The following is a 20,848-nucleotide window of genomic DNA, read 5'->3' as shown; positions in this document are numbered from 1 at the left end:
GTCGACCGTGCGGGTAGGAATCGTGATCTTGCCGGACGAGCCGTGGTCGGTGACGTCGCGCCGCTGGCGCCAGGCCGAGGAGTGGGGCTTCGACCACGCCTGGACATACGACCACCTGGGTTGGCGGGACCTGGTCGAGGGGCCGTGGTTCGACGCGGTTCCGACGCTGACCGCCGCGTCGTCCGTCACCTCCCGGATCCCGCTCGGCACCCTCGTCGCCTCACCGAACTTCCGACACCCGGTGCACTTCGCCCGCGAGGTCACCGCGTTGGACGACATCTCCGCCGGCCGGCTGCTGCTCGGGGTCGGCGCGGGCGGGCTCGGGTTCGACGCCACGGTGCTCGGCGCCGGTCCGTTGTCACCGCGCGCCCGGGTCGACCGGTACGCCGAGTTCGTCGAGCTGCTCGACCTGCTGCTGCGCACCGACCGGGTGACCTGGCAGGGCCGGTACTTCCAGGCGGTGGACGCCCGCAGCACGCCCGGCTGCCGCCAGCGGCCCCGGGTGCCGTTCGTCCTGGCCGCCAACGGGCCCCGGTCGTTGGACCTGGTCGCCCGGTACGGCGCCGGCTGGGTGACCACCGGCACCGTCTTCGACGACCAGGCCGCCTGGTGGGCCTCGGTGGCCCAGTTGGCGCGGCGGTGCGACGCGGCGGTGGACCGGGCCGGGCGGGACCGGGACGACCTGCGCCGGTACCTGTCGCTGGACTCGGCACCGGTCTTCTCGCTGACCAGCGCCGACTTCTTCGCCGACGCGGTCGGTCGGGCCGCCGCGCTCGGCTTCACCGATGTGATCACCCACTGGCCGCGCCGGAGCAGCTGGTACGCCGGTGACGAGCGGGTGCTGGCCGAGGTGGCGACCGACGTGTTGCCGTCTCTGCGCTGACGCCCCGGACCGGTCGACCCGGCCCGGGGCGCTCAACGGTCGCTCAGCTGGTCACCAGCCCCAGCCGATGCGCACCGGGGTGGCGGTGGAGTAGCCGCGCTTGCTCTGCCCGGGGTAGAGCCACAGGTCGCCGGTGGTGTCGTTGCGGGTGAGGATGTCGGGGTGGCCGTCGCGGTCCCAGTCGACGGTGCCGAAGGCGGTGTAGCCGCGCCAGCCGTTGCCGATGCGTACCCGTGGGATGGTGGATCCGGCGCGGACGCCCTGTCCGGGCTGCAGCCACAGGTCGGCGGTGTCGTTGTCCCGGCTGATCAGGTCGACGTGGTCGTCGTCGTCCCAGTCGACGAGCCCGAACGGGCTGTGGGCGTTGGTGCTGGAGCCGATCGACACGCGGGGGGTGCCGGCCGGTCCACGGGTGCCCGTGCCGGGGTACAGCCACAGCTGTCCGGTGCCGTCCTGCCGGGCCACGATGTCGGGGTTGCCGTCACGGTCCCAGTCGCCGACCCCGTACGGGGTGAATCCGGCCCAGCCGGTGCTCAACCGCACCGGGGTGGCGGTGGAGTAGCCGCGCTTGCTCTGTCCGGGGTAGAGCCAGAGGTCGCCGGTGGTGTCGTTGCGGGTGAGGATGTCGGCGTGGCCGTCGCGGTCCCAGTCGACGGTGCCGAAGGCGGTGTAGCCGCGCCAGCCGTTGCCGATGCGTACCCGGGGCGCGGTGGACAGGCCGCGGACGCTCTGCCCGGGGTAGAGCCACAGGTCGCCGGTGGCGTCGTACCGGGCGATGATGTCGGGGTGGCCGTCGCGGTCCCAGTCGACCGTCCCGAACGGCGTGTACGGCACGGCGGTGAGCTGGCCGAGCAACCAGGTTCGGTTGCCGCCGGCACCGACCTCGCTGTAGGAGGCGGGCCCGGTGCAGCTGGCCGCCTTCAACACACCGGCCTGCGCGTAGGTGCCGCCGGCGGGAACCAGCAGCGGGCCGCCGCTGTCGCCCTGGCAGGGTCCCCGGTCGACCATCAGCCGTTTGATGCCGAGGCTGTCCGGCTGGGACGGGGTGATGAAGACACCGACGAACGGCAACCGCGACGGCAGGTTGCCGGCGCCGTCGAGTCCCCAGCCGACGGCGATGCCCTGATCGTACGGGGTGAACGGGCCGCCCTGTACGCCGTCGGACAGGTGCGCCTCGGACGGTGTGGTCAGCCGGACGGGGGTGACGCTGGTGATCGGCGAGCTGAGTTCGAGCAGCGCGAGGTCGTTGTGCCCGCCGATGTACTGCGGGTGGGCAACGATCCGGTGGATCCGGCGAAGTTCGCCGCCGGTGCCGGCGATGGTGTTGCCGACCCGTACCGTCACGTCGCCGACGGAGGTCGGCGCCGCGCAGTGAGCCGCGGTGAGCACCCAGCCCGGGTGGACGAGGGTGCCGGTGCAGAGCCCGCCGACGGCGGTGTTGCGGACTTCGGCGACGAAGCTGAAGTCGCCGGTGGCGACCGGTTGGCCGCCGACGATGGCCTGGGCCGGGCCGGGGGTGAGCAGCGGGGTGAGCCCGGCGAGCAGGACGGCGGCCAGGGGGGTGGCCAGTCGGTGTCGGGAGGGACGTCGGGTCGGGCGGTGATGCTGTTGCATGGTGGTTCTCCGCAATCGCCGGGCCGACGGGTGGCGCCACCCGGAGGGCGGGTCCCGTGGGCTGTTGTCGACCAGAGTGGAGTTTCCCGGTGCGTCCGGACGATCACCGTCGGTGGAGTGGCACGAATTGGGTAGACGGCGTACTGATCAATCTGGGGTGGTTGGCGTCGCGGCGTCCGCCGCGCGGTGCTGTTCCGGTACCGCTGCCGGCGGCTGAGCGGGACCACCGGCGTCGGCCCGCAAAGCGGCCACCTCGGCGCGCAGGGCCGCCAGTTGCGCGGTGACCGCGGCGACGTCCGCCCGGGTGGCCGGCGTCGTCGCGGCGTCCGCAGCCGCGCCGTCATCGTCGTCATCGGCGGCCTCAGCCGAGGCGGTGGAGATCCGCTCCACGATCCAGCTGGCCAGCGAACCGGTGACGAAACCGATCAGGCCGATACCGCCGATCATCAGCGCCAGCGCCACGAACCGGCCGGTGCTGGTGATCGGGTAGTAGTCGCCGTAACCGACCGTGGTGATGGTGACCACCGACCACCACAGCGCGTCCGGATAGGTGTTGATCGCACCGTCCGGGTGGCTGCGTTCGGCGTCCAGCACCGCCAGCCCGGAGACGATCACCAGCAGGACAGTGGTCGAGCCGACGTAGAGCGCCAGCCGGCCACGCGCCCAGACCTCGGTGCGCCGGGTCAGCAGGAGCACCGCGGTGACCAGCCGGAGCATCCGCAACGGCCGGAGAATGGGCAGCAGCAGCACGATCAGGTCGAACAGGTGGGCGCGGACGAACCGCCACCGGTCGCCGGCCAGCCACAGCCGGACGAGGTAGTCGACCCAGAAGAGCGCCCAGATGACGATGTTGGCAGCGACACACACGGCGTGCCAGCGCGCCGGCATCTGCGGGTAGAGAATGGGCGCGGCATAGACGACGAGGAACGCCACGGCGAGCACGGTCAACCCGGCCGCTGTCTGGCGCTCCCACCTGGCGGTTCGGTCCTCGCGGTGGGGGCCGGGCCCCGGATCCTGGAGAGACATGCCCGACAGGCTGCCTGATGGCGGCAACCGGTCCGCCACCGGCCCCGCCGCGACCCCGGCCGACCGCCGGTCCGGGCGCTGGCGCGGCATCCGGCCGGGCATCCGGCCCGGCGGTCGGCCGTCCGCACCGGCCGGTCGCCGTCGCCGGTGGCGGGTACCGATGTGGCGGCGCGGTGCCGACCGGTTCCAGCACCCGGCCCAGGTGATCGCCGGCGGGTTCGCTGCCGCCATCGCACTCGGTACGGCGTTGCTGATGCTGCCGGCGGCGAGCCGGTCCGGCGCCTCGCCGCCGCTGATCGACGCCCTGTTCACCGCGACCTCCGCGGTCTGCGTGACCGGGCTGGTGGTGGTCGACACGGCCGGTCACTGGTCGGCGTTCGGCCAACTGGTGATCATGGGCCTGATCCAGATCGGCGGACTGGGCATCATGACCCTGGCCACGCTGTTCACCGTACTGCTGTCCCGCCGCCTCGGCCTGCGGGCCCGGTTTCTCGCCCAGGCGGAGACCAAGACGCTGAGCCTGCGCGACGTCCGCCGGGTGGTGCGCAACATCGTGCTGTTCAGCCTGGCCAGTGAACTCGTGGTCGCGGTGGTGCTGACCGTGCGGTTCGCGGTGGGCTACGACTACCCGTGGGGTCGGGCCGCGTACCACGGGGTGTTCCACGCGGTCTCGGCGTTCAACAACGCCGGCTTCGCCCTGTACGCCGACAGCCTGATGCGCTTCGTCGCCGATCCCTGGATCACCACCACCGTCGCCCTGGCGGTGATCGTCGGCGGACTCGGCTTCCCGGTGGTCTTCGAACTGCTCCGGTGCTGGCACCGTCCCCGCCTCTGGTCGGTGCTGACCCGGATCACCGTGGTGCTGACGGCCAGCCTGCTGACCATCGGCACCATCGTGTTCACCCTGGTCGAGCTGCGCAACCCGGCGACGTTCGGCCCACTCGACGGCGCGCACAAGGTGCTGGCCGGCTTCTTCGCCTCGGTGATGACCCGTACCGCCGGGTTCAACAGCGTCGACATCGCGGCCATGCGGCCGGAGAGCCTGCTGCTCAGCGACATCCTGATGTTCATCGGCGGCGGCAGCGCCGGCACCGCCGGCGGGGTCAAGGTGACCACGGTCGGCCTGCTGGCCTTCGTGCTGTGGGCCGAGATGCGCGGCGAGACCCGGGTCAACGTCGGCTCCCGTCGGGTGCCGGAGGGCAACCAGCGGCAGGCGCTCGCGGTGCTGCTGCTGTCCCTCGGCGCGGTGGCGGTGGCCACCTTCACCCTGCTCGCCATGACCCGGTACCCGCTCGACCAGGTGCTGTTCGAGGTCGTCTCGGCGTTCGGCACCGTCGGGCTGTCCACCGGCATCACCGCAGGCCTGCCGCCAGCGGCCGACGTCCTGCTGATCGTGTTGATGTTCATGGGCCGGATCGGGCCGTTGACCGTTGCGTCGGCACTCGCGCTGCGGGAACGGAGCCGGCGCTACGAACTTCCGGAGGAGAGGATCATCGTTGGCTGACTCACGCAACGAACCGGTGGTGGTGATCGGGCTCGGCCGATTCGGCGGGGCGCTCGCCGTCGAACTTAACAACCGGGGCACCGAGGTGCTCGGTATCGACGGCGATGCCCGGACCACCCAGGGCTACAGCGGGCAGTTGCCGCACCTGGCCACCGCCGACGCCACCGACGTCGAGGCGCTGCGCCAGCTCGGGGTGAACGAGTTCCACCGGGCGGTGGTCGGCATCGGCACCGACATCCAGGCCAGCATCCTGGCCACCTCGCTGCTCGCCGAGCTCGGCGTGGCGGACATCTGGGCGAAGGCGATCAGCCGGCAGCACGGCCGGATCCTGGAACGGGTCGGCGCCCATCACGTGATCCTGCCGGAGCACGACATGGGCGAGCGGGTCGCCCATCTGCTGACCGGGCGGCTGCTGGACTACGTGGAGGTCGACCGGGACTTCGCGATGGTCAAGACGACTCCGCCGCAGGACGCGGTCAGCGTGCCGTTGCGCGAGTCGCGGGTCCGGTCCCGGTACGGCGTGACGGTGGTGGCGGTGAAGAGCGAGGCACGGGGCCCGGACGCCCGGTTCACCTACGCCACCCCGGACACCGTGCTGATGTACGGCGACATCGTCCTGGTGCTGGGCAGGATCGACGACGTGGAGCGGTTCGCCGAGTCCGGCTGACGCCCAGCGGGCGAGCGGTTCAGCGGTCAGCGGCGCGGCCGGGAAGAGCGGTCAGCGGCGCGGCCGGGAAGAGCGGTCAGCGGCGCGGCCGGCGGGCGTGGTAGACGAAGGCCGGCGGCAGGTTGCCGAGCACCGTACGCCCCATCACCACCTCCTCGAAGCGGTCGCGCAGCAGTTGCCGGAACCGACGGGCCGGCGGGGTCTGCGCGGTCAGTACGTACGCGAACGTGGTGAACGCCCCGTCCGGTCCCAGCACGTCGCACACCGCGCCGAGGGCGGACAGCTGCAGATCACGCGGGAAGGAGACCCACGGTAGCCCGCTGACCACCACGTCGGCGGTGGCCAGGCCCCGCCCGGCCACCAGGGCCCGGCAGTCGGCGGCGTTGCCGACGATCACCTCGACCTGCGGGTGCCGGCCGGCCAGCAGGTCGGCGAGGGACGGGCTGAGCTCGATCGCCAGGTGCCGACCCCGGCCGCCGAGCCGCCGCTGGATCACCCCGGTGAAGGCGCCGGTGCCGGGCCCGAGTTCGACGACGACCGGGTCGCCGCGTTCCGGGATCGGCGCGGTGATCGCCTCGGCCAACCGCTGCGAGCTGGGAGCGACCGCACCGATCCGGGTGGGCGACCGGAGGAACTCGCGGAGGAACGCCCCGGCGTCGCCGCCGCGCCGGGCAGCCGGAACCGGCGCGGGCTGCGGCGTGGTGGCGCTCTCCGACACGGGTACGGACATGAGGGGAACTCCTCTGCGCGGGTGCTCCGGCGAGCCGGGGAGACAGGGCATGCCTCGGGCCGGAGACACAGCATGCCTATTGCGGCACACCGTGTCAAAAGGGTAGCCGGTCGCGGTCAGCTGGTCGCGCTCAGCAGCCCCCGGAGCCACCCGGCCTGACCGACGTGCTGCAGGTCGTCGTTGGCGACGCTGACCAGCCGTGCGCCGAGGGTGACCGGCGGGTCCCACCGTTCGTCGACGATCCGGTCCAGGTCGGCGTCGGTCAGGCCGACCAGGAACCGCCGGGTCCGGTCGGCGACCGCCGTGTAGTAGTCGACCAGCGCGGCGGCGCTCTCCGGCGCCACCGCCGCCACCTGCTCGGCGCTGTGCCCGTACCCGGTGTCCGCCGGATCGGCGGTCAGGCCGAACCGGCGCGCCCAGCCGTCGCCGACCCAGACCTGCGGCTCGCCGATCACCTCGGCCAGGTGGTCGTCCTGGACCCGGGTCAGGTGCCAGACCAGCCAACCGATCGGATTCGTGCCCGGCGCTGGCGACCAGCGCAGCTGGTCCGGGCTCAGCCCGTCGACCGCCGCGCGAACCAGGTCGGGTAGCCGGTCGAAGGTCTCCACCAGCAGAGCGCTCGCATCCACCGTGCCCGTCTCCTCACCGGGCCGTGGCGGCCCTCCGTCGTGGGCCGTGGCGACCCTGCCCGGCCGGCCACGGCGGCCGTAGGCTATCAACGTGCCATGGCCCGCTACCTGCTCTTTCCCGGTCGGCACCACGTTCTCACCCGGTTCCAGGCCGACTATCTGAGCCGGCTGGCCGCCCGCGAGGCGGCGGCGTCCGACGGGCCGTGCACCGTCGTCTGGGCGGTGACGTCGGCCAACCACGGCAACACCCGGCGCAACCCGGTGCCGTACCACCGGCGGGAGGCCGCGATCGAGCGGTTCAGCGTCCTGACCGGGCTGCGCTCGGTGGTGGTGCCGGTCTTCGACGTCGTGGCCACCGAACGGTTCGCCGAGGTGACGGTGAAGACCGTGGCGGCGGTGACCGGACTGGAGCTGACCCCGGCGGACACCGTGCTGGCCTGCTCCACCCCGGAGGTGGCGGCGATGTACCGGCGGCTGGGCTTCCCGGTGGCTGGGGTGGAGGCTGACGTCGACCCGCCGCCGCCGCGCCCGTGGGACGTGCTGCTGCGGCTGGCCGCTGGCGACGACAGCTGGCGGGACCTGGCCCACCCGGCGAGCGTCGACGTCTTCGACCGGTACGGGCTGGAAGGCCACGTACGGTCGGTGGTCGACGATCCGGTGGTCGGCGCGGAGGGCGGGCTGACCGCGACCCGCGACTACCGCAGCTACGCCGAGGCGTTCGCCGAGGCCGCCCGGCGCAAGTGGGACGCGGTACGCCGGTACGTGCGACCCGGCCGGATCGTCGACATCGGCTGCGGTGCCGGCGCGGTGCTGGAGCTGGCCGACCGGGAACCGGCGCTGCGGGAGAGTGACCTGATCGGTGTCGAGGTGGCGCGGCACCTGTTCGAGGAGTGTGTGCACAAGAAGGCCCAGGGGGCGTTCAGCAACCCGAACGTCTACTTCTACCAGCGCAACGTGCTGGGCGGGGCGGTCTTCGCACCCCGGTCGGTGGACACCACGTTGACCTTCGCGTTGACCCACGAGATCTGGTCGTACGGGGAGCGGATGGCCTCCGTACGCCGATTCGTGCAGGCCATTTACGACCACACGGTGCCCGGCGGGGTGTGGATCAACAGCGATGTCTGCGGCCCGGACGGCGCCGACCGCCCGGTGCGGCTGCGACTGTCGACAGCCGACGGTGCGAACCCGGCGCAACCCCGGACCGACCTCGCCGCCGCCCCGCCGGCTGAAGTCGCCGCGTACCTGCGCGGGTTGTCCACCCGGGCCCGGCTGGACCAGTTCGCCGTCGACTTCGCCTTCCCGTTCGATCATCGGCCGGTCGACGGGGCACCGGAGGTCGTCGAGACGACGCTCGGCGCGGCGATGGACTTCCTCACCCGCAAGGACTACCCGGACAACTGGCTGTCGGAGACCCGCGAGCAGTTCTGCGGACTGGAGTACGCCGACTGGAAGGCGTTGCTGGCCGACGTCGGGTTCGAGATCGACCCGGCGAGCGGCGCGTGGCGCAACGACTGGATCGTCGACCACCGGCTCGCCCCGGTCGCGTCCCTGTCCACCCTAGATGGTCGTCCGATGGACTGGCCGGTCACCCATGTCCTGCTGGTGGCCCGCCGGCCGGTGAACACCTGAGCGGTCAGAGCCGCTCGAACGGTTCGGCGTAGCGGAACCGGCCCGGCGCCGGCGCGGCCCCGCCCAGCGGACGGGCCTGGAAGTAGGCTCCCCACTGCGGATCGGGCGCGACGATGCCGAACTCGCTGGCCGGCCGCAGCCCGAACCGGCGGTAGTACGCCGGTTCGCCGAGCAGCGCGACGAGCGTCTCGTCGCGGGCTTCGGCGGCGGCGAGCACCGCGTGCATCAGCGCCGAGCCGACGCCGGCGCGTTGCCGATCCGGGCGTACCGCCAGCGGGCCGAGGCCCAGCACCGGTCGGCCGTCGAGCTGCCCTCGGGTGCAGACCACGTGCCCGACGACCTCGCCCGCGTCGATCTGGCCGTCGACGGCGACCAGCGACAGCGCCGGGATCCACGCGGGGTCGGCACGCAGTTCGTCCAGCAGCCCGACCTCGATCGGCGTCTCGGCCTCGGTCACGGTCTCCGGTCGGTCGTCGGGCTCCGCAGGCCGGCTGAAGGCCGCCGCCACCACCGCCCGGACCGCCGCGACGTCGCCGGCTCGTTCCCGTCTGACCAGCATGGTCGCCATCCGATCAGGCCGGGCCCCGGCCGGCAATCGGATTCCCGGCGCGGCTTGGGACAATGGGACGCGATGCTCATCGACCTGTACGACGTCATCCATCGGCGCCGCGACGTGCGGGCCGAGTTCACCGGCGCGCCGGTGCCGGACGAGGTGCTGCACCGGGTGCTGACCGCCGCGCACGCCGCGCCGAGTGTCGGGCTCACCCAGCCGTGGGACTTCGTGCTGGTGCGCGATCCGGCAGTGCGCGACGCCTTCCACGCCCATGTGCAGCAGGAACGGCAGACGTTCGCGCAGACCCTCGACCCGGTCGCGGCGGCCCGGTTCGCGCACATCAAGATCGACGGGGTACGGGAGGCCACCCTGTCGATCGTGGTGACCTACGACCCGCAGCGGGGCAGTCCGGCGGTGCTCGGCCGGCACGCCATCGCCGACGCCGGCCTCTACTCGGTCTGCCTGGCCATTCAGAATCTCTGGCTGGCGGCCACCGCGGAAGGTCTCGGGGTCGGCTGGGTCTCCTTCTACCGGGAGCCGTTCCTGCGGGACCTGCTCGCCATCCCGGCCGGCATCCGACCGGTGGCCTGGCTCTGCGTCGGGCCGGTCAGCCGGCTGGCCGACGAACCCGACCTGGAGCGGCACGGCTGGCGGCGGCGCCGACCGGTGACCGACGCCCTGCACCACGACCGGTGGTGAAGCTCTTCGGAGCCGGTTCATCACCAGCGTTTGCCAAAACGGCAAGGAAGTTTGCCGCTACGCTGGCGGCGGCGGATCGTGGGTGCCGGAGGTGGTCAGGATGGCTGACAACATGGTGGGGGGACCCACGTACCGGGTCGCCGTGGCGGTGATCGGCGGCGGTGCCGCCGGGTTGAGCGCGGCGCTGACCCTGGCCCGGGCCCGGCGGGCCGTGATCGTGATCGACGCGGGTGAACCCCGCAACGCCCCCTCGGCCGGCGTGCACGGCTTCCTCAGCCGTGACGGCATCAGCCCGGCCGGGCTGGTCGCCGCCGGCCGGCAGGAGGTCGAACGGTACGGCGGCGTGGTGCTGCCCGGCCGGGCGGAGGCGGTCGAGCGGGTCGACGGAGAATTTGAGATCCGCCTGGCCGACGGCCGTACGGTGGCCGCCCGGCGGCTGCTGCTCGCCACCGGCGTGGTCGACGAACTGCCCGACATCCCCGGACTGCGGGACCGCTGGGGCCGCGACGTGCTGCACTGCCCGTACTGCCACGGATGGGAGATCCGGGACCAGCCGGTCGGGGTGCTCGCCACCGGCGAGATGGCGCTGCACCAGGTGCAGCTGTTCCGGCAGTGGACCTCGGACCTGGTGCTGTTCACCCACACCGGTGTCGACCTCACCGACGAGCAGGCCGAACAGTTGGCGGCCCGCGGTGTCCGGGTGGTGCCGGGCGAAGTCGTCGGGTTGGAGGTGACCGACGACCGGCTCACCGGGGTACGGCTCGCCGACGGGTCCGTGGTGCCCCGGGCGGCGGTGACCGTCGCCTCCCGGCTGCGGGTCGACGACCGGCTGCTGACCAAGCTGGGGGTGCCGGTGACCAGGCATCCGAGCGGGATGGCCGAACAGGTCGAGGCGGACCCGACCGGGCGTACCCCGATCCCGGGAGTCTGGGCCGCCGGCAACCTGACCAACCCGTTCGCCCAGGTGATGGCGGCGGCGTCGGCCGGCACGATGGCGGCGGCGGCGGTCAACGGCGAGCTGGCCGAGGAGGACACCGCCGACGCGGTACGCCGGCACCGGGCCGCCGTCGCCGGCGAGGACGACTCCGGATTGCCGGTGCACCACGGCCCGGCGGACGTCGCCGCCATGATCAGCCAGGATTTCTGGGACGAACGGTACGGCTCCGTCGACCGGGTGTGGAGCGGCAACCCCAATCCACAACTGGTCACCGTCGTCGACAAGCTGCCGGCGGGCACCGCCTGCGACGTCGGCGCCGGGGAGGGTGCCGACGCGATCTGGCTGGCCGGCCGAGGCTGGGAGGTGACCGCCGTCGACGTGTCGGCGGTGGCGCTGCGGCGCGGCGCCGAGCAGGCGGCGACGGCCGGCGACGACATCGCCGGACGGCTCACCTGGCAGCCGGCCGACCTCCGTACCTGGGATCCGGGTACGGACCGGTTCGACCTGGTCACCGCCCAGTTCATGCACCTGCCGGACCCGGACCGGGCGATGCTGCACCGCCGGCTCGCAGCGGCGGTACGCCCCGGCGGCACCCTGCTGATCGTCGGCCACCACCCGTCCGACCTGGACGTGCCGGGGGTGCGCCGGCCCCGGATGCGGGACCTGCTGTTCACCGCCGAGCAGGTGGCGGCGGCGCTGGACCCGCGGCAGTGGGCCAGCATCCGGGCCGAGACGGTACCCCGGTCGGCCACCGACCCGGACGGCAACCCGATCACGATCCACGACGCGGTGCTGCACGCCGTCCGCCAGCGCTGACTCCGGCCGGGTCCGACCGAAACCTGACGGGGGCGTCGGGCAGGGTGCCCGACGCCCCCACCGGGACCGACCGACGGTCAGCCGATGACGATGTTGCCGGGGGCCCCGGTCGGATTGACCCGGTTGGAGCCGTGGCCGGTCCACCGCGACGAGAACATCAGCAGGTCACCGTCCCAGATGGTGATCGCGATGGAGTCCTGGCGACCGTGCCCCGCATCGGACACCTCCATCTGCAGAGTGAGGTCGGTCGCGACCGGTACCGGTTGCTGCGGGGTGGACAGGTCGTACAGGGTGACCTGGTAGCGCAGATACGCTTGCGGTATCCCGGCCCTCGACCAGAAGCCCAACGCCTCCAGCGTCGAGCCCTGGAACTTGTACCGCTTGTCCCCGCTGCGGTAGCCCACCAGCACCTTGCCGGCCAGGTTTCCACCGTTGCCGAACCGCCCGTCGAAGTCGAACTCGAGCCGGTGGTCCGGGTCGAGCGGGTAGACACCGTCGGTCTGCTGGCTACGCAGGTAGCCGACCCCGTCGACGCTCCAATCGGTGGTCGGGGCGACGGTCATCGTCGAGCTGCCGGACCCGGTGTACCGCCCGCTCAGGGTAATGGTCACCACATGTTCGCCGACCGGCAGCATGGCCTCGCAGCTGGCCGACCCGATGATGGTGTCGCTGTCGCTGTCGTGCACCGCCAGCCGTACCTCGGCGTCGCACAGTGCGGTGTCACCGGAGGTGAAGGAGGCTCGGGTGCCGCGTACGTCGCCCTCGTCCACGGCCACGATGGTCCGCAGCAGGACCGCTGCCTCGTCGGCACCGGGGGCCGGGTGCACCAGGGTGTCCCCGTCGTAGTGGAAGTACCGCGCCGGCTGCACCCGGTCGATGCGGATGTCTGCGTCGTTGACGTCAAAGAAGACGTTGCCGACCGCCTCGATCCTGATCCGACCGGTGGTGGTGTCGATGTTTGGCATCCGCACTACGGCGCGACCGTCGTTCGGCACCGCCTCGGCCAGCACGTACGGGAACGTCTTCGCCCCGTCGGTCGACAGCGAGATCCGCACCTGCGCCGCGTTCACCGGCGCCGCGTCGGTGCCGGCCACGTCCCAGGTGATCTCCTGCCGGGAGTCGCCCAGGTAAAACGACGGCTCCGACTGCGAGCTGACCAGGAACGGGCCTGCCTGCGGGGCGAGCACCAGCATCGTCTCGGCGCTGCCGACCCCGCCGCCGCCGATCCGACCATCGCGGGCGGACAGCTTGAAATGCATGGTCCGGTCGTTGTCGTAGCCCACCCAGTCGGCGGTCGGCAGGAACTCCGAGTAGCAGTCGACCAGCGCCTGCGGCAGGTTCGACGCGCTGCCGCTGGCCGGCGGTGCCGGCGCGGCCGGGCAGGCCCCGGTCACCGCGTTGGTGTTGCCGGCCAGAATCTGCGCCATGTCCGGGAAGACCCGGGTCGGGTCGTCGTCGACCACGTTCAACCCGGGGGAGTAGTACTGCTCGGTGTCGTCCGGGCCGACCAGCGCCGCCGTGCCGAACACCCGGAACAGCGGGCCGTTGGTCTTGACGTTGTCAGTCAACGCGGTGCCGGCGGTGCTGACCCCGGCGATGCCACCGCGGTCGTTCTGCTCCCACATGTACGTCAGGGCGTCACCGTCGGCGTCGGTGGCGCTGCCGGTCAACGCGAACGGGGTCCGCACCGGAACGGTGAACGAGTCCGGCACGGTCACCACCGGCGCGTGGTTGGTGGTCTCGGCGACCCGCCAGCCGCCGTTGTCGACCGGACCGCCCTTGGCGGTCTCGCCGACGAAACCGGCGGCACCGTCGAGGTCGGCCAACCCGAGCGGCAGTACGTTGGTCCGGGCCACCGCGCCGCCGTCGAACGTCACCTGGAAACCGGCGTCGGTGAGCGCACCGACGCCGCCGAACGCCGCGACGCTGACCGTCGCGCCGGCCGGCCACCCGGTGATCGCCTCGATCGCCGCCTTGATGCCGGCGGTGGTGTAGTTGACCCCCCGGACGATCGGCGCCGACGACTGCCCGTTGTAGACGATCGTGAACGCGTCGCCGTCGGTGTCGAAACCGCGCAGCGACACCGTCTGCACCTCGTTGATCGCCGGCCGGGACGAGTTCACGAACGTGGTGATCTCGTGGTAGCTGCGCTGCGACCAGTACGGGTCGGTGTGCGGCTGCAGGTTGTCCTGCTGGCAGATGCCCGCGTACGCCATGATCGACGAACCACTGCCCGGCTCGTACGAGTTGGTGGCGCTGCGGTTACCGCCGGAGCAGTTCCACTGGGTGCCGTTGAAGGTGTGGTTACCGGCGAACTGGTGGCCGATCTCGTGGGCCACGTAGTCGACGGCGTAGAAGTCGCCGATCGGGTTCGGCAGACCGGTGCAGCCGCGCGCCTTGCCGTCGCCGCCGGCCACCCCCAGCCCGGCGACCCCGCCACCGGGCAGACCGAAGCCGATGTGCCCGACGTCGTAGCTGCTCGCCCCGACCAGTTGGCCCAGCACGATCCGGTTACGGTTGAGCGTCGCACCGGAACAGCCGGTCAGCTGAGCCTCGGAGAAGCACGGCGCGGAACCGCACGGCCCGTCCGGGCCGGTGGCCGCCGCCACGGTGTTCAGGTTGGTCTTGTCGGTGTCGCTGATCAGCACGAGCCGGATCGCGGTCTCGTCCTCGTAGATCTGGGTGACCCGGTTGACCAGCGTCACCTTGGCGGCGGTCACGTTCGCCGCGCCGAAATAGTCGGCGTACGACGGGTCGGTGAGGAACGCCAGCCGGTAGGTGCGCAGCTTGACCAGCGCCCCGGCCGGGTCGTCGGCCTGCGTCTGGTCGATCTCCGCGCCGATCTGCTCGGCGGCCGCGTCGACGTCGCCCCGCTCGGTCAGCGGGCCGTGCCGGTTCACCAGGTCACCGGCGTGGTAGCTGGCGTAGACGCTCTGGTCGCGGTGGTACGGGTCGACGTACCAGGACCCGGTCGACGAGCGGACCGAGGCGTGGAAGCCCAGCGGCGTCAGGTCGGCCCGGATGGTCGCCGTCGGGTCATCGACGCCGGTCCCGGCGTACGTCCGGATGTCCGGGTGCCGGGCGGCGAGCCCGTCCTGCATCACCGGAGAGTCGACCACCGCGAACCGTTGCACCACGCCGTCCGGATCCGGCACGGCCAGCACCAGCGGCGCGGTCCGCGCGGCCCGGTCCGACTCGTCCGGCGCCCGGTCCAGCTGTACGGCGATCGCTTCCCGGTCCAGGGTGTACGCCGCGAACCGGTGCGCCTGGATGTCCGGCGCGCGACCGGACCGGCTGGCCGTCGGTACGTCGTCGAGCACGGCCCACGGGGTGCCGGCGATCGGCGTACCTTCCTGCGGCGCGGCACTGGCGGCCGTGGTCGGGCCGACGGCCGGCAGCAGCGCCGCCGCGACGACGGCGACGAGCAGGGCGATCAGGCGGCGGTTGCCGGACCGGCCGGTCCCGGGCGGTGGCTGCGAACGGCCGTTCGGCGACGAGTGGCGCCTCGTCGAGGGCTTCCTCAAAATGTCTCCTCGGGAGTCCGTGACGAACCATGACCCGAACGGCCAGGGGGTGTGCTGGCCGATAAGCCGTGGCTCTCAAGGGTCGAGAGTCGACGCTAGGCCCCGAGCAGCGGGTACAGCCATCAGCCGTACGGCTGAGACAGTGCATGATGGCCGGCCTTACGAGACCGGCTCACGTGACGAGCGGAGCCGACCTGCCCGTGATGAGCGGAGCGGCCTACTTGAAAGCGGTGAGGAACCGGTCCCGGAACGAGTCCATCTGCCACACCGGAGCCTGCGGACCGGGGCGCAGCCCCTCCTGCCAGTCCCAGCCGGCGACCCGGTCGAGGACCGCCTGGTCGCTGGTGACGATGGTGACCGGCACGTCGTGGCTGGCCGCCGGACCGGTCACCACCGGCGCCGGCTGGTGGTCGCCGAGGAAGACCACCACCAGATCATCGTCGCCCTGCGACTCGATGTAGGAGATGATCGTGCTCAACGAGTACGCCACCGCCTTCGGGTAGTCGCTGCGCAATCCGTCTTCCGCGGACTTGTTGGCCTGGCCGGCGGCCATCGCCTCCCGGTCGAAGACCGAGCCGTCGCGGACCGTGTTCCAGTTGACCAGCTGCGGCAGCGGGGTCCACGGCGCGTGGCTGGACAGCAACGCCACCTCGGCCATCACCGGCTGGTCGTTGTCGCGTCGCTCGAAGCGGTCGAATGCCGACAGCACGTACTGGTCGGGGATCGAGGCGAAGTTGAACCTGTCGCCCGCGTACCCCATGTTGCGCGAGTCGTAGACCTGGTCGTAGCCGAAGAACGCCCCCTCCGGCCAGGCCCGGCTGTTGCCGGGGAAGAAGCCGGCGACCCGCCAGCCGGCGCGGCCGAACGCCCGGGTCAGCGTCAGCCGGTCACTGGCCACCAGGCTGCGGTAGCGCTGCTGGTTGTCTACCCACAGCCCGGACAGGGTGCTGGCGTGCGCCAGCCAGCTGCTGCCTCCGACCGTCGACGAGGTGAGGAACGCGCTGCGCGACTGGAACCCCCGCGCTGCCAGCCGCTGCGTACCGTCGTCGAGCAGGTCGCCGATCAGCGGGCTGAAGTCGGGGTGGGTGACCGCGTCCCGACCGTAGCTCTCCACGAACGCCAGCAGCACGTCCTTGCCGCGCAGCGCGGTCAGCAGCTCGTCGCCGGGCACGTCCCGGAACGCGTCGACCGCCGCCAGCTCGGCGAACTCCTGCCGGTCCTGCAGGCTCGCGCCGATCTGCATGGTGTGGTCGTAGGCCAACCGGGCGGTCGCCCGGTCGGCGACCGGCAGCCCGATCGTGCGCCACTCGTCCTGGTAGACCACCACCTGCGTGCCGAGCAGGGCGAACACCAGCCAGCCGGCGGTCAGCGCACCGACCGTACCGCCGCCGATCCGTCGGTGTGCGGCCAACAGCCGGGCCAGCCGCAGCGTCGCGGCGACCATCAACGCCAGCACCGCGATCGTGAGCACGACGGTGCCGACCGCCGCGCCGACCGCCGCGGCCCGGCCGTAGGAGGCGTCGACGAACCGGTACCCGTCGGCCAGCAGACCCCAGTCCAGGACCGGGTCGAACGGCCGGTCCAGCACCGAGAAGAAGCCGATGTCGGCGACCTTCAGCGTGATCAGTACGCCGAGCAGCGCGCCGAGCGCGGCAGCCACCGGGGTGCGGACCCGGCCCGGCAGCACCAGCAGCAGCGCGGCGGCGACCAGCGCCTCGACCGGGATCCGGGCGAACGCGACCGGGACCACCAGATCCAGCTGGTACGGCAGGGTCATCGCGGCCAGCACGCCGCCGACCGCCAGCACGTCGGCCGACCATCGGGCGGTACGCCGGACCCGCTGGCGCCAGCCGTCGGTCGGCGGTGCCGTCCCGTCCGCCGCCGTCGCAGGGTCCGTCCCGTCCTGCGCTGTCGCCTGGTCCGCCGCTGGCGGCTCGGCCGGTGTCTGGTCGGCTGCCGGCTGGTCTGCAGTCTCGGTTTTGGGGTCCTGGTCCGTCACGTCGTCAGCGGTGGCCGGGGCGGAGTTCGTGGCGGAGGACAAGTTCGGGCCTTCCTGGTAGTCGGCCAGGCGGTGCGCCCTGCCGGACCGGACTCAGCACGATATCCGTACCACCGGACACCCACAAATACGCACGACCAGCCGGACCGGATCGATCTGCGGATCACCGGCCCCCGGCCGTGACCGGTCCGCCGCGTCGACCGGTCTTCTTCTGCATGGAACAGTTGCGGACGTACTTCGACCGGGCGCTCGACAGCGAACCGGCACCACCGGCGCCGCCGGCCGACCTGGCCCGAGCAGCCATGGCCGGCGGTGTCCGACTACGTCGACGTCGGCGGCTCACGATCGGCGGTACCGCTGTCGCCGTGGCCGCCCTCGCCGCCGTCGCAGCCGGCCTGGCGGCACCCGTCCCGGACGCACCGGCCCCGGTGCCGGCGCAGGTGCCGACGCCGTCAGCCTCGCCCGGCTGCGAACTGGTGCGTCCCACCAGCGATGACGTGGCGACCGAAGCTGCCGTCTACCTGAGCGTCGACGTGACCGCCGAGCAGCGGCGCGCTGTCGACGCGGCGCTGCGGGCCGACCCGCAGGTTGGGTCGGTGGAGTATGAGAGCCGGCAGGACGCATACCAGCGGTTCGTACGGCGGTACCAGGACGATCCTGCCGTTCTGCTCGATCATCCCGACCTGATGGAGAAGGTGACCCCAGACCAGTTGCCAGAGTCCTTTCGGATCACCTTGGCGAACCCATCGGCGTACCAGCAGGTCAGCGGCGGACTACAGGCGATGCCCGGCGTCGAGACGGTCACCGGCTGGTTCTGCCGGTACGGCACGGACAAGCAGGTGGGCGAGTGAGTGGGGTTCGGGTCGTAGCGCCGGTCGCCGCGGACCTACCGGCGGAGCCGGCACCGACGAGGTCTGAGCGCGGCGGCGGTCCGCTGACCCGCTGGGCCGCCAGCCGTCGGAATCAGCGAGTGGCCGGGGACGAGGCGTTCACCGCGTTCGTCGTCGACGCGGCTCCCCGGCTGCGCCGCGTCGCGTACCTGATGTGCCGGGACTGGCATCTCGCGCAGGACCTCACCCAGATCACCTTCACCCGGATGTACGCCTCGTGGAACCGGATCTGGCCCACGGCGAACCTGGACGCGTACAGCCGTCGGGTCCTGATCAACGCGGTCTCCGACGCGATGAAGCGGCGCAGCCGCACCGAGCTGGTGCTCGCCGAGCCGCCCGAGCCGGCGGCCCGGCCGACCGCTGGCGGCTCGACCGAGCTGCAGGTGGCGTTGCTGCAGGCGCTGGCGGAGTTTCCGGTGCGCGACCGGGCGGTGCTGGTGCTGCGGTACTGGGAGGATCAGAGCGTGCAGGCCGTCGCCGAGATCCTCGGCATCACCAGCTCGGCGGTGAAGATGTGCAGCATGCGGGCGCTGCAGCGGCTGCGTACCATCCTCGGCGAGGACTTCCCGACCAGCTGATCCGCCCGGGTCAGCCCGGTCGCCGCCATTGGCGTCCCGGCCTGAAACGTCGGCTCAAGCATCTCGCCGCAGTGCATGCGTGAGCTTCAGCAACTCGATCGTGCCCAGGCTGATCTGGTCGCGTACCCGCGCCACCGACGTGTCCCACTGCCGGCTGAAACCGGGGCGGCGGTCCAGTTCCTGCCATACCGGCTTGAGTACCTCGTCGACCCGGGCTCCCGGCATCCACAGGTGCAGGAAGTACTCCACCGCGGGACGCAGCTGGTCGGCCTTCTCGACCGGACCGAGTCGGGTGGTGAGGGTGAGTTCGAGCAACCGGGACACGGTGGTCAGCAGCCAGTCGTGCAGCGCCAGATCCTCGCACAGCCCCAGGACACCCGGGACGAACTCGTCGGCCACCTTGACGTCGACGGTACGCAGGTCCTCTGAGACCATCCGGAACGTCACGGTGATCGGCTGGGGCGTCTTTCCGGTGCCGGTGGCCGTCCAGCGCAGCCTGGTGCGCCTGGTACGCAGCGTGGGTCGCCGGTCCAGCAACTGCGACCTCTGCAACCGGTCGAACGCTTGGGTCGCGATCGCTGTGGTGTCCAGATCGTTGGGCCGACTCCTACCGTGGAGGTATCCCTGTGTCAGGTCCTCGGGCTTGGCGTCGCTGAGCAGCTCCAGGCGCCCGGGGAAGGCTGTGTAGTGCTCCCAGGGCATCCGGCGCCGCTCCGCAGCCGGCACCACGGCCGCGAACACGTTGCTCTGCGCGAGATGGCCCCCGGTGATGCCGGCGTGCCACAGCACGGTACCGACAACATGCGGGTTTCCGCCGGAGGCAGCAGGAAGCCGGCAGTCCACGCCGATCGGGCGATCCGCAGTTATGATCCGTTGCATCGGTCGCTCGAATCGCTGTAACTGTGCGCCGCACAACGGGCTCAGCACCTCGGCCGCCCGGTCCGTGGTGAGCGGCGTGGAGTTCTGTAGCAGCCCCGTGTGGACTTCGCCGAAGGTGAACATTGTTTCTCCGTGGTGGATGGCTGCCGTGGTCACCGGCGCCTGGGGGCGGACGCGCAGTCTCTGCAACTAACGACATCTGGTGACCGAACAGCACGCTGTGCGCAGGATAGGACCCTCTCCGGGGGTCCGTTCCGTCGGGCGAGACGAAGCGGGCGATGTGTTGGCACGCCGTGACCCCATAATGTCGAGTAGTGACTTCTAGAGTGGTCGATGCCTGCATCGTCGGCGCCGGAGTGATCGGTCTGACGACCGCCGTCTGGTTCGCTGAGCGCGGCCTGACCGTGCGGGTACTGGCCCGGGAGCTACCACCCAACACCGACTCATGCGCCGCTGGCGCCATGTGGGGGCCGTACCTCACCGACGATCCGCGCAGCGGGCGGTGGGCTGCCGATACTCTGTCCGAACTCGCCGTACTCGCCGCCGACCCGGTGCAGACCGGGGTGCGGCTGGTCTCCGGGATCGAGGCCGCCCGGGGACCGGCACAGCCGAACGCACTGCTCTGTGACCTCCCCGGGTTCGAGTACTGCCGCTCGGAGGACCTGCCGTCGGGCTACCACAGCGGTTGGCGCTTCACCACGGCGTCGGTCGACATGCCGGTCTACTCGACGTACCTCGCCCGGCGGCTCCTCGCCGCCGGTGGCACGATGGCCGTCGCCGACGTCGACGACCTCGCCGCACTACGGGCCGCCGCAGACCTGGTCGTCAACTGTACCGGCAGCGGCGCGCGGCAACTGGTGCCGGACCCGTCGGTCACCCCGTTGCTCGGTCGGGTCGTGGTGGTCACCAATCCCGGCCTCGACGCGTTCTTTGCCGAAGCGGGCGAGGCACCCGAGCTGACCTGGTTCGTGCCGCATGGGCCGGACCGGGTGGTGCTCGGGAGCACCGTGGAGAGCGTGCCGGTGAACGGTCCGGACGCGTTGCGTCGCATCGTCGCCCGGTGCGCCGCGATCGAGCCGTTGCTGGCCGGGTCGGAAATTCTCGAGTGGCGGGCCGGGTTCCGTCCGATGCGGCCCAGTGTTCGGGTCGAACGGGAGCAGGACTGGTTGATCCACAATTACGGTCACGGAGGTAGCGGGGTGAGCCTGTCCTGGGCGTGCGCAAAGGAGGCATTCGCACTCGTCGGTGCCACGGCCTGAACACGGGGTACCGCGCCTTGCGCGTTGCGTTT

The 20,848-nt window shown here is 71.8% G+C and carries 17 protein-coding genes; 9 read left to right on the top strand and 8 right to left on the bottom strand.

Annotated elements, in window-relative coordinates; translation table 11 throughout:
• Positions 1-7: 7 nt before the first annotated feature.
• Positions 8-883, top strand: a complete 876-nt coding sequence (locus tag O7629_RS20565; RefSeq protein WP_278171092.1) for an LLM class flavin-dependent oxidoreductase — start codon at positions 8-10, stop codon at positions 881-883.
• A 51-nt stretch (positions 884-934) separates the two neighbouring features.
• Here the strand turns inward: O7629_RS20565 and O7629_RS20560 are convergent, their stop codons facing one another.
• Entirely contained in the window at positions 935-2,497 is a 1,563-nt protein-coding gene (locus O7629_RS20560; protein ID WP_278171091.1) for a trypsin-like serine protease, read from the bottom strand.
• Positions 2,498-2,644: 147 nt separating this feature from the next.
• Positions 2,645-3,523, bottom strand: a complete 879-nt coding sequence (locus O7629_RS20555) for an ion channel (RefSeq protein ID WP_278171090.1) — start codon at positions 3,521-3,523, stop codon at positions 2,645-2,647.
• On the opposite strand from O7629_RS20555, the gene O7629_RS20550 reads away from it, so the two are divergent.
• Positions 3,522-5,027 (top strand): TrkH family potassium uptake protein, encoded by a 1,506-nt coding sequence (locus tag O7629_RS20550; RefSeq protein WP_278171089.1) that lies wholly within the window; start codon positions 3,522-3,524, stop codon positions 5,025-5,027. The genes O7629_RS20555 and O7629_RS20550 overlap by 2 nt on opposite strands.
• Positions 5,020-5,694, top strand: a complete 675-nt coding sequence (locus O7629_RS20545; protein ID WP_199757704.1) for a TrkA family potassium uptake protein — start codon at positions 5,020-5,022, stop codon at positions 5,692-5,694. Before O7629_RS20550 ends, O7629_RS20545 begins: the two co-directional genes overlap by 8 nt.
• Positions 5,695-5,770: 76 nt before the next feature.
• Here O7629_RS20545 and O7629_RS20540 read toward each other — a convergent pair whose 3' ends face one another.
• Both O7629_RS20540 and O7629_RS20535 read right to left on the bottom strand, forming a co-directional pair.
• Positions 5,771-6,424 (bottom strand): SAM-dependent methyltransferase, encoded by a 654-nt coding sequence (locus O7629_RS20540; protein WP_278171088.1) that lies wholly within the window; start codon positions 6,422-6,424, stop codon positions 5,771-5,773.
• A 116-nt stretch (positions 6,425-6,540) separates the two neighbouring features.
• Positions 6,541-7,053 (bottom strand): DinB family protein, encoded by a 513-nt coding sequence (locus O7629_RS20535; protein ID WP_278171087.1) that lies wholly within the window; start codon positions 7,051-7,053, stop codon positions 6,541-6,543.
• Positions 7,054-7,149: 96 nt separating this feature from the next.
• On the opposite strand from O7629_RS20535, the gene O7629_RS20530 reads away from it, so the two are divergent.
• Complete coding sequence (locus O7629_RS20530) at positions 7,150-8,682, top strand: class I SAM-dependent methyltransferase (RefSeq protein WP_278171086.1); 1,533 nt, start codon at positions 7,150-7,152, stop codon at positions 8,680-8,682.
• 4 nt (positions 8,683-8,686) lie between these two features.
• On the opposite strand, the gene O7629_RS20525 is transcribed toward O7629_RS20530, so the two are convergent.
• Positions 8,687-9,241 carry an N-acetyltransferase gene (locus O7629_RS20525; protein ID WP_278171085.1) on the bottom strand — a complete coding sequence of 185 codons (555 nt, stop codon included), beginning with the start codon at positions 9,239-9,241 and terminating at the stop codon, positions 8,687-8,689.
• A 78-nt stretch (positions 9,242-9,319) separates the two neighbouring features.
• Here O7629_RS20525 and bluB point away from each other — a divergent pair, with 78 nt between their 5' ends.
• Both bluB and O7629_RS20515 read left to right on the top strand, forming a co-directional pair.
• The gene (bluB, locus tag O7629_RS20520; protein WP_278174605.1) at positions 9,320-9,934 is read left to right on the top strand and encodes a 5,6-dimethylbenzimidazole synthase; all 615 of its coding nucleotides are present in this window, start codon (positions 9,320-9,322) and stop codon (positions 9,932-9,934) included.
• Between the two features lie 100 nt (positions 9,935-10,034).
• Complete coding sequence (locus O7629_RS20515; protein WP_278171084.1) at positions 10,035-11,687, top strand: bifunctional NAD(P)/FAD-dependent oxidoreductase/class I SAM-dependent methyltransferase; 1,653 nt, start codon at positions 10,035-10,037, stop codon at positions 11,685-11,687.
• Between the two features lie 77 nt (positions 11,688-11,764).
• Here O7629_RS20515 and O7629_RS20510 read toward each other — a convergent pair whose 3' ends face one another.
• Together O7629_RS20510 and O7629_RS20505 are read right to left on the bottom strand one after the other, a co-directional pair.
• Complete coding sequence (locus O7629_RS20510) at positions 11,765-15,211, bottom strand: M12 family metallo-peptidase (RefSeq protein WP_278171083.1); 3,447 nt, start codon at positions 15,209-15,211, stop codon at positions 11,765-11,767.
• Positions 15,212-15,428: 217 nt separating this feature from the next.
• Positions 15,429-17,252 carry a sulfatase-like hydrolase/transferase gene (locus O7629_RS20505; protein WP_278171082.1) on the bottom strand — a complete coding sequence of 608 codons (1,824 nt, stop codon included), beginning with the start codon at positions 17,250-17,252 and terminating at the stop codon, positions 15,429-15,431.
• Between the two features lie 173 nt (positions 17,253-17,425).
• On the opposite strand from O7629_RS20505, the gene O7629_RS20500 reads away from it, so the two are divergent.
• Together O7629_RS20500 and O7629_RS20495 are read left to right on the top strand one after the other, a co-directional pair.
• Positions 17,426-18,061, top strand: a complete 636-nt coding sequence (locus tag O7629_RS20500) for a permease-like cell division protein FtsX (protein WP_278171081.1) — start codon at positions 17,426-17,428, stop codon at positions 18,059-18,061.
• Positions 18,058-18,678: a SigE family RNA polymerase sigma factor gene (locus O7629_RS20495; protein WP_278171080.1), complete on the top strand. Its 621-nt coding sequence runs from the start codon at positions 18,058-18,060 to the stop codon at positions 18,676-18,678. The genes O7629_RS20500 and O7629_RS20495 overlap by 4 nt, the downstream gene beginning before the upstream one ends.
• Positions 18,679-18,732: 54 nt before the next feature.
• Here the strand turns inward: O7629_RS20495 and O7629_RS20490 are convergent, their stop codons facing one another.
• Positions 18,733-19,680 carry an SCO2521 family protein gene (locus O7629_RS20490; RefSeq protein WP_278171079.1) on the bottom strand — a complete coding sequence of 316 codons (948 nt, stop codon included), beginning with the start codon at positions 19,678-19,680 and terminating at the stop codon, positions 18,733-18,735.
• Between the two features lie 191 nt (positions 19,681-19,871).
• On the opposite strand from O7629_RS20490, the gene O7629_RS20485 reads away from it, so the two are divergent.
• The gene (locus O7629_RS20485) at positions 19,872-20,816 is read left to right on the top strand and encodes an FAD-dependent oxidoreductase (protein ID WP_278171078.1); all 945 of its coding nucleotides are present in this window, start codon (positions 19,872-19,874) and stop codon (positions 20,814-20,816) included.
• Positions 20,817-20,848 lie beyond the last annotated feature (32 nt).

The organism is Solwaraspora sp. WMMD792, assembly GCF_029626105.1.
GTDB lineage: Bacteria > Actinomycetota > Actinomycetes > Mycobacteriales > Micromonosporaceae > Micromonospora_E.
The sequence above is the reverse complement of the archived record's forward strand: the minus strand, read 5'-3'. Positions and strand labels throughout refer to the sequence as shown.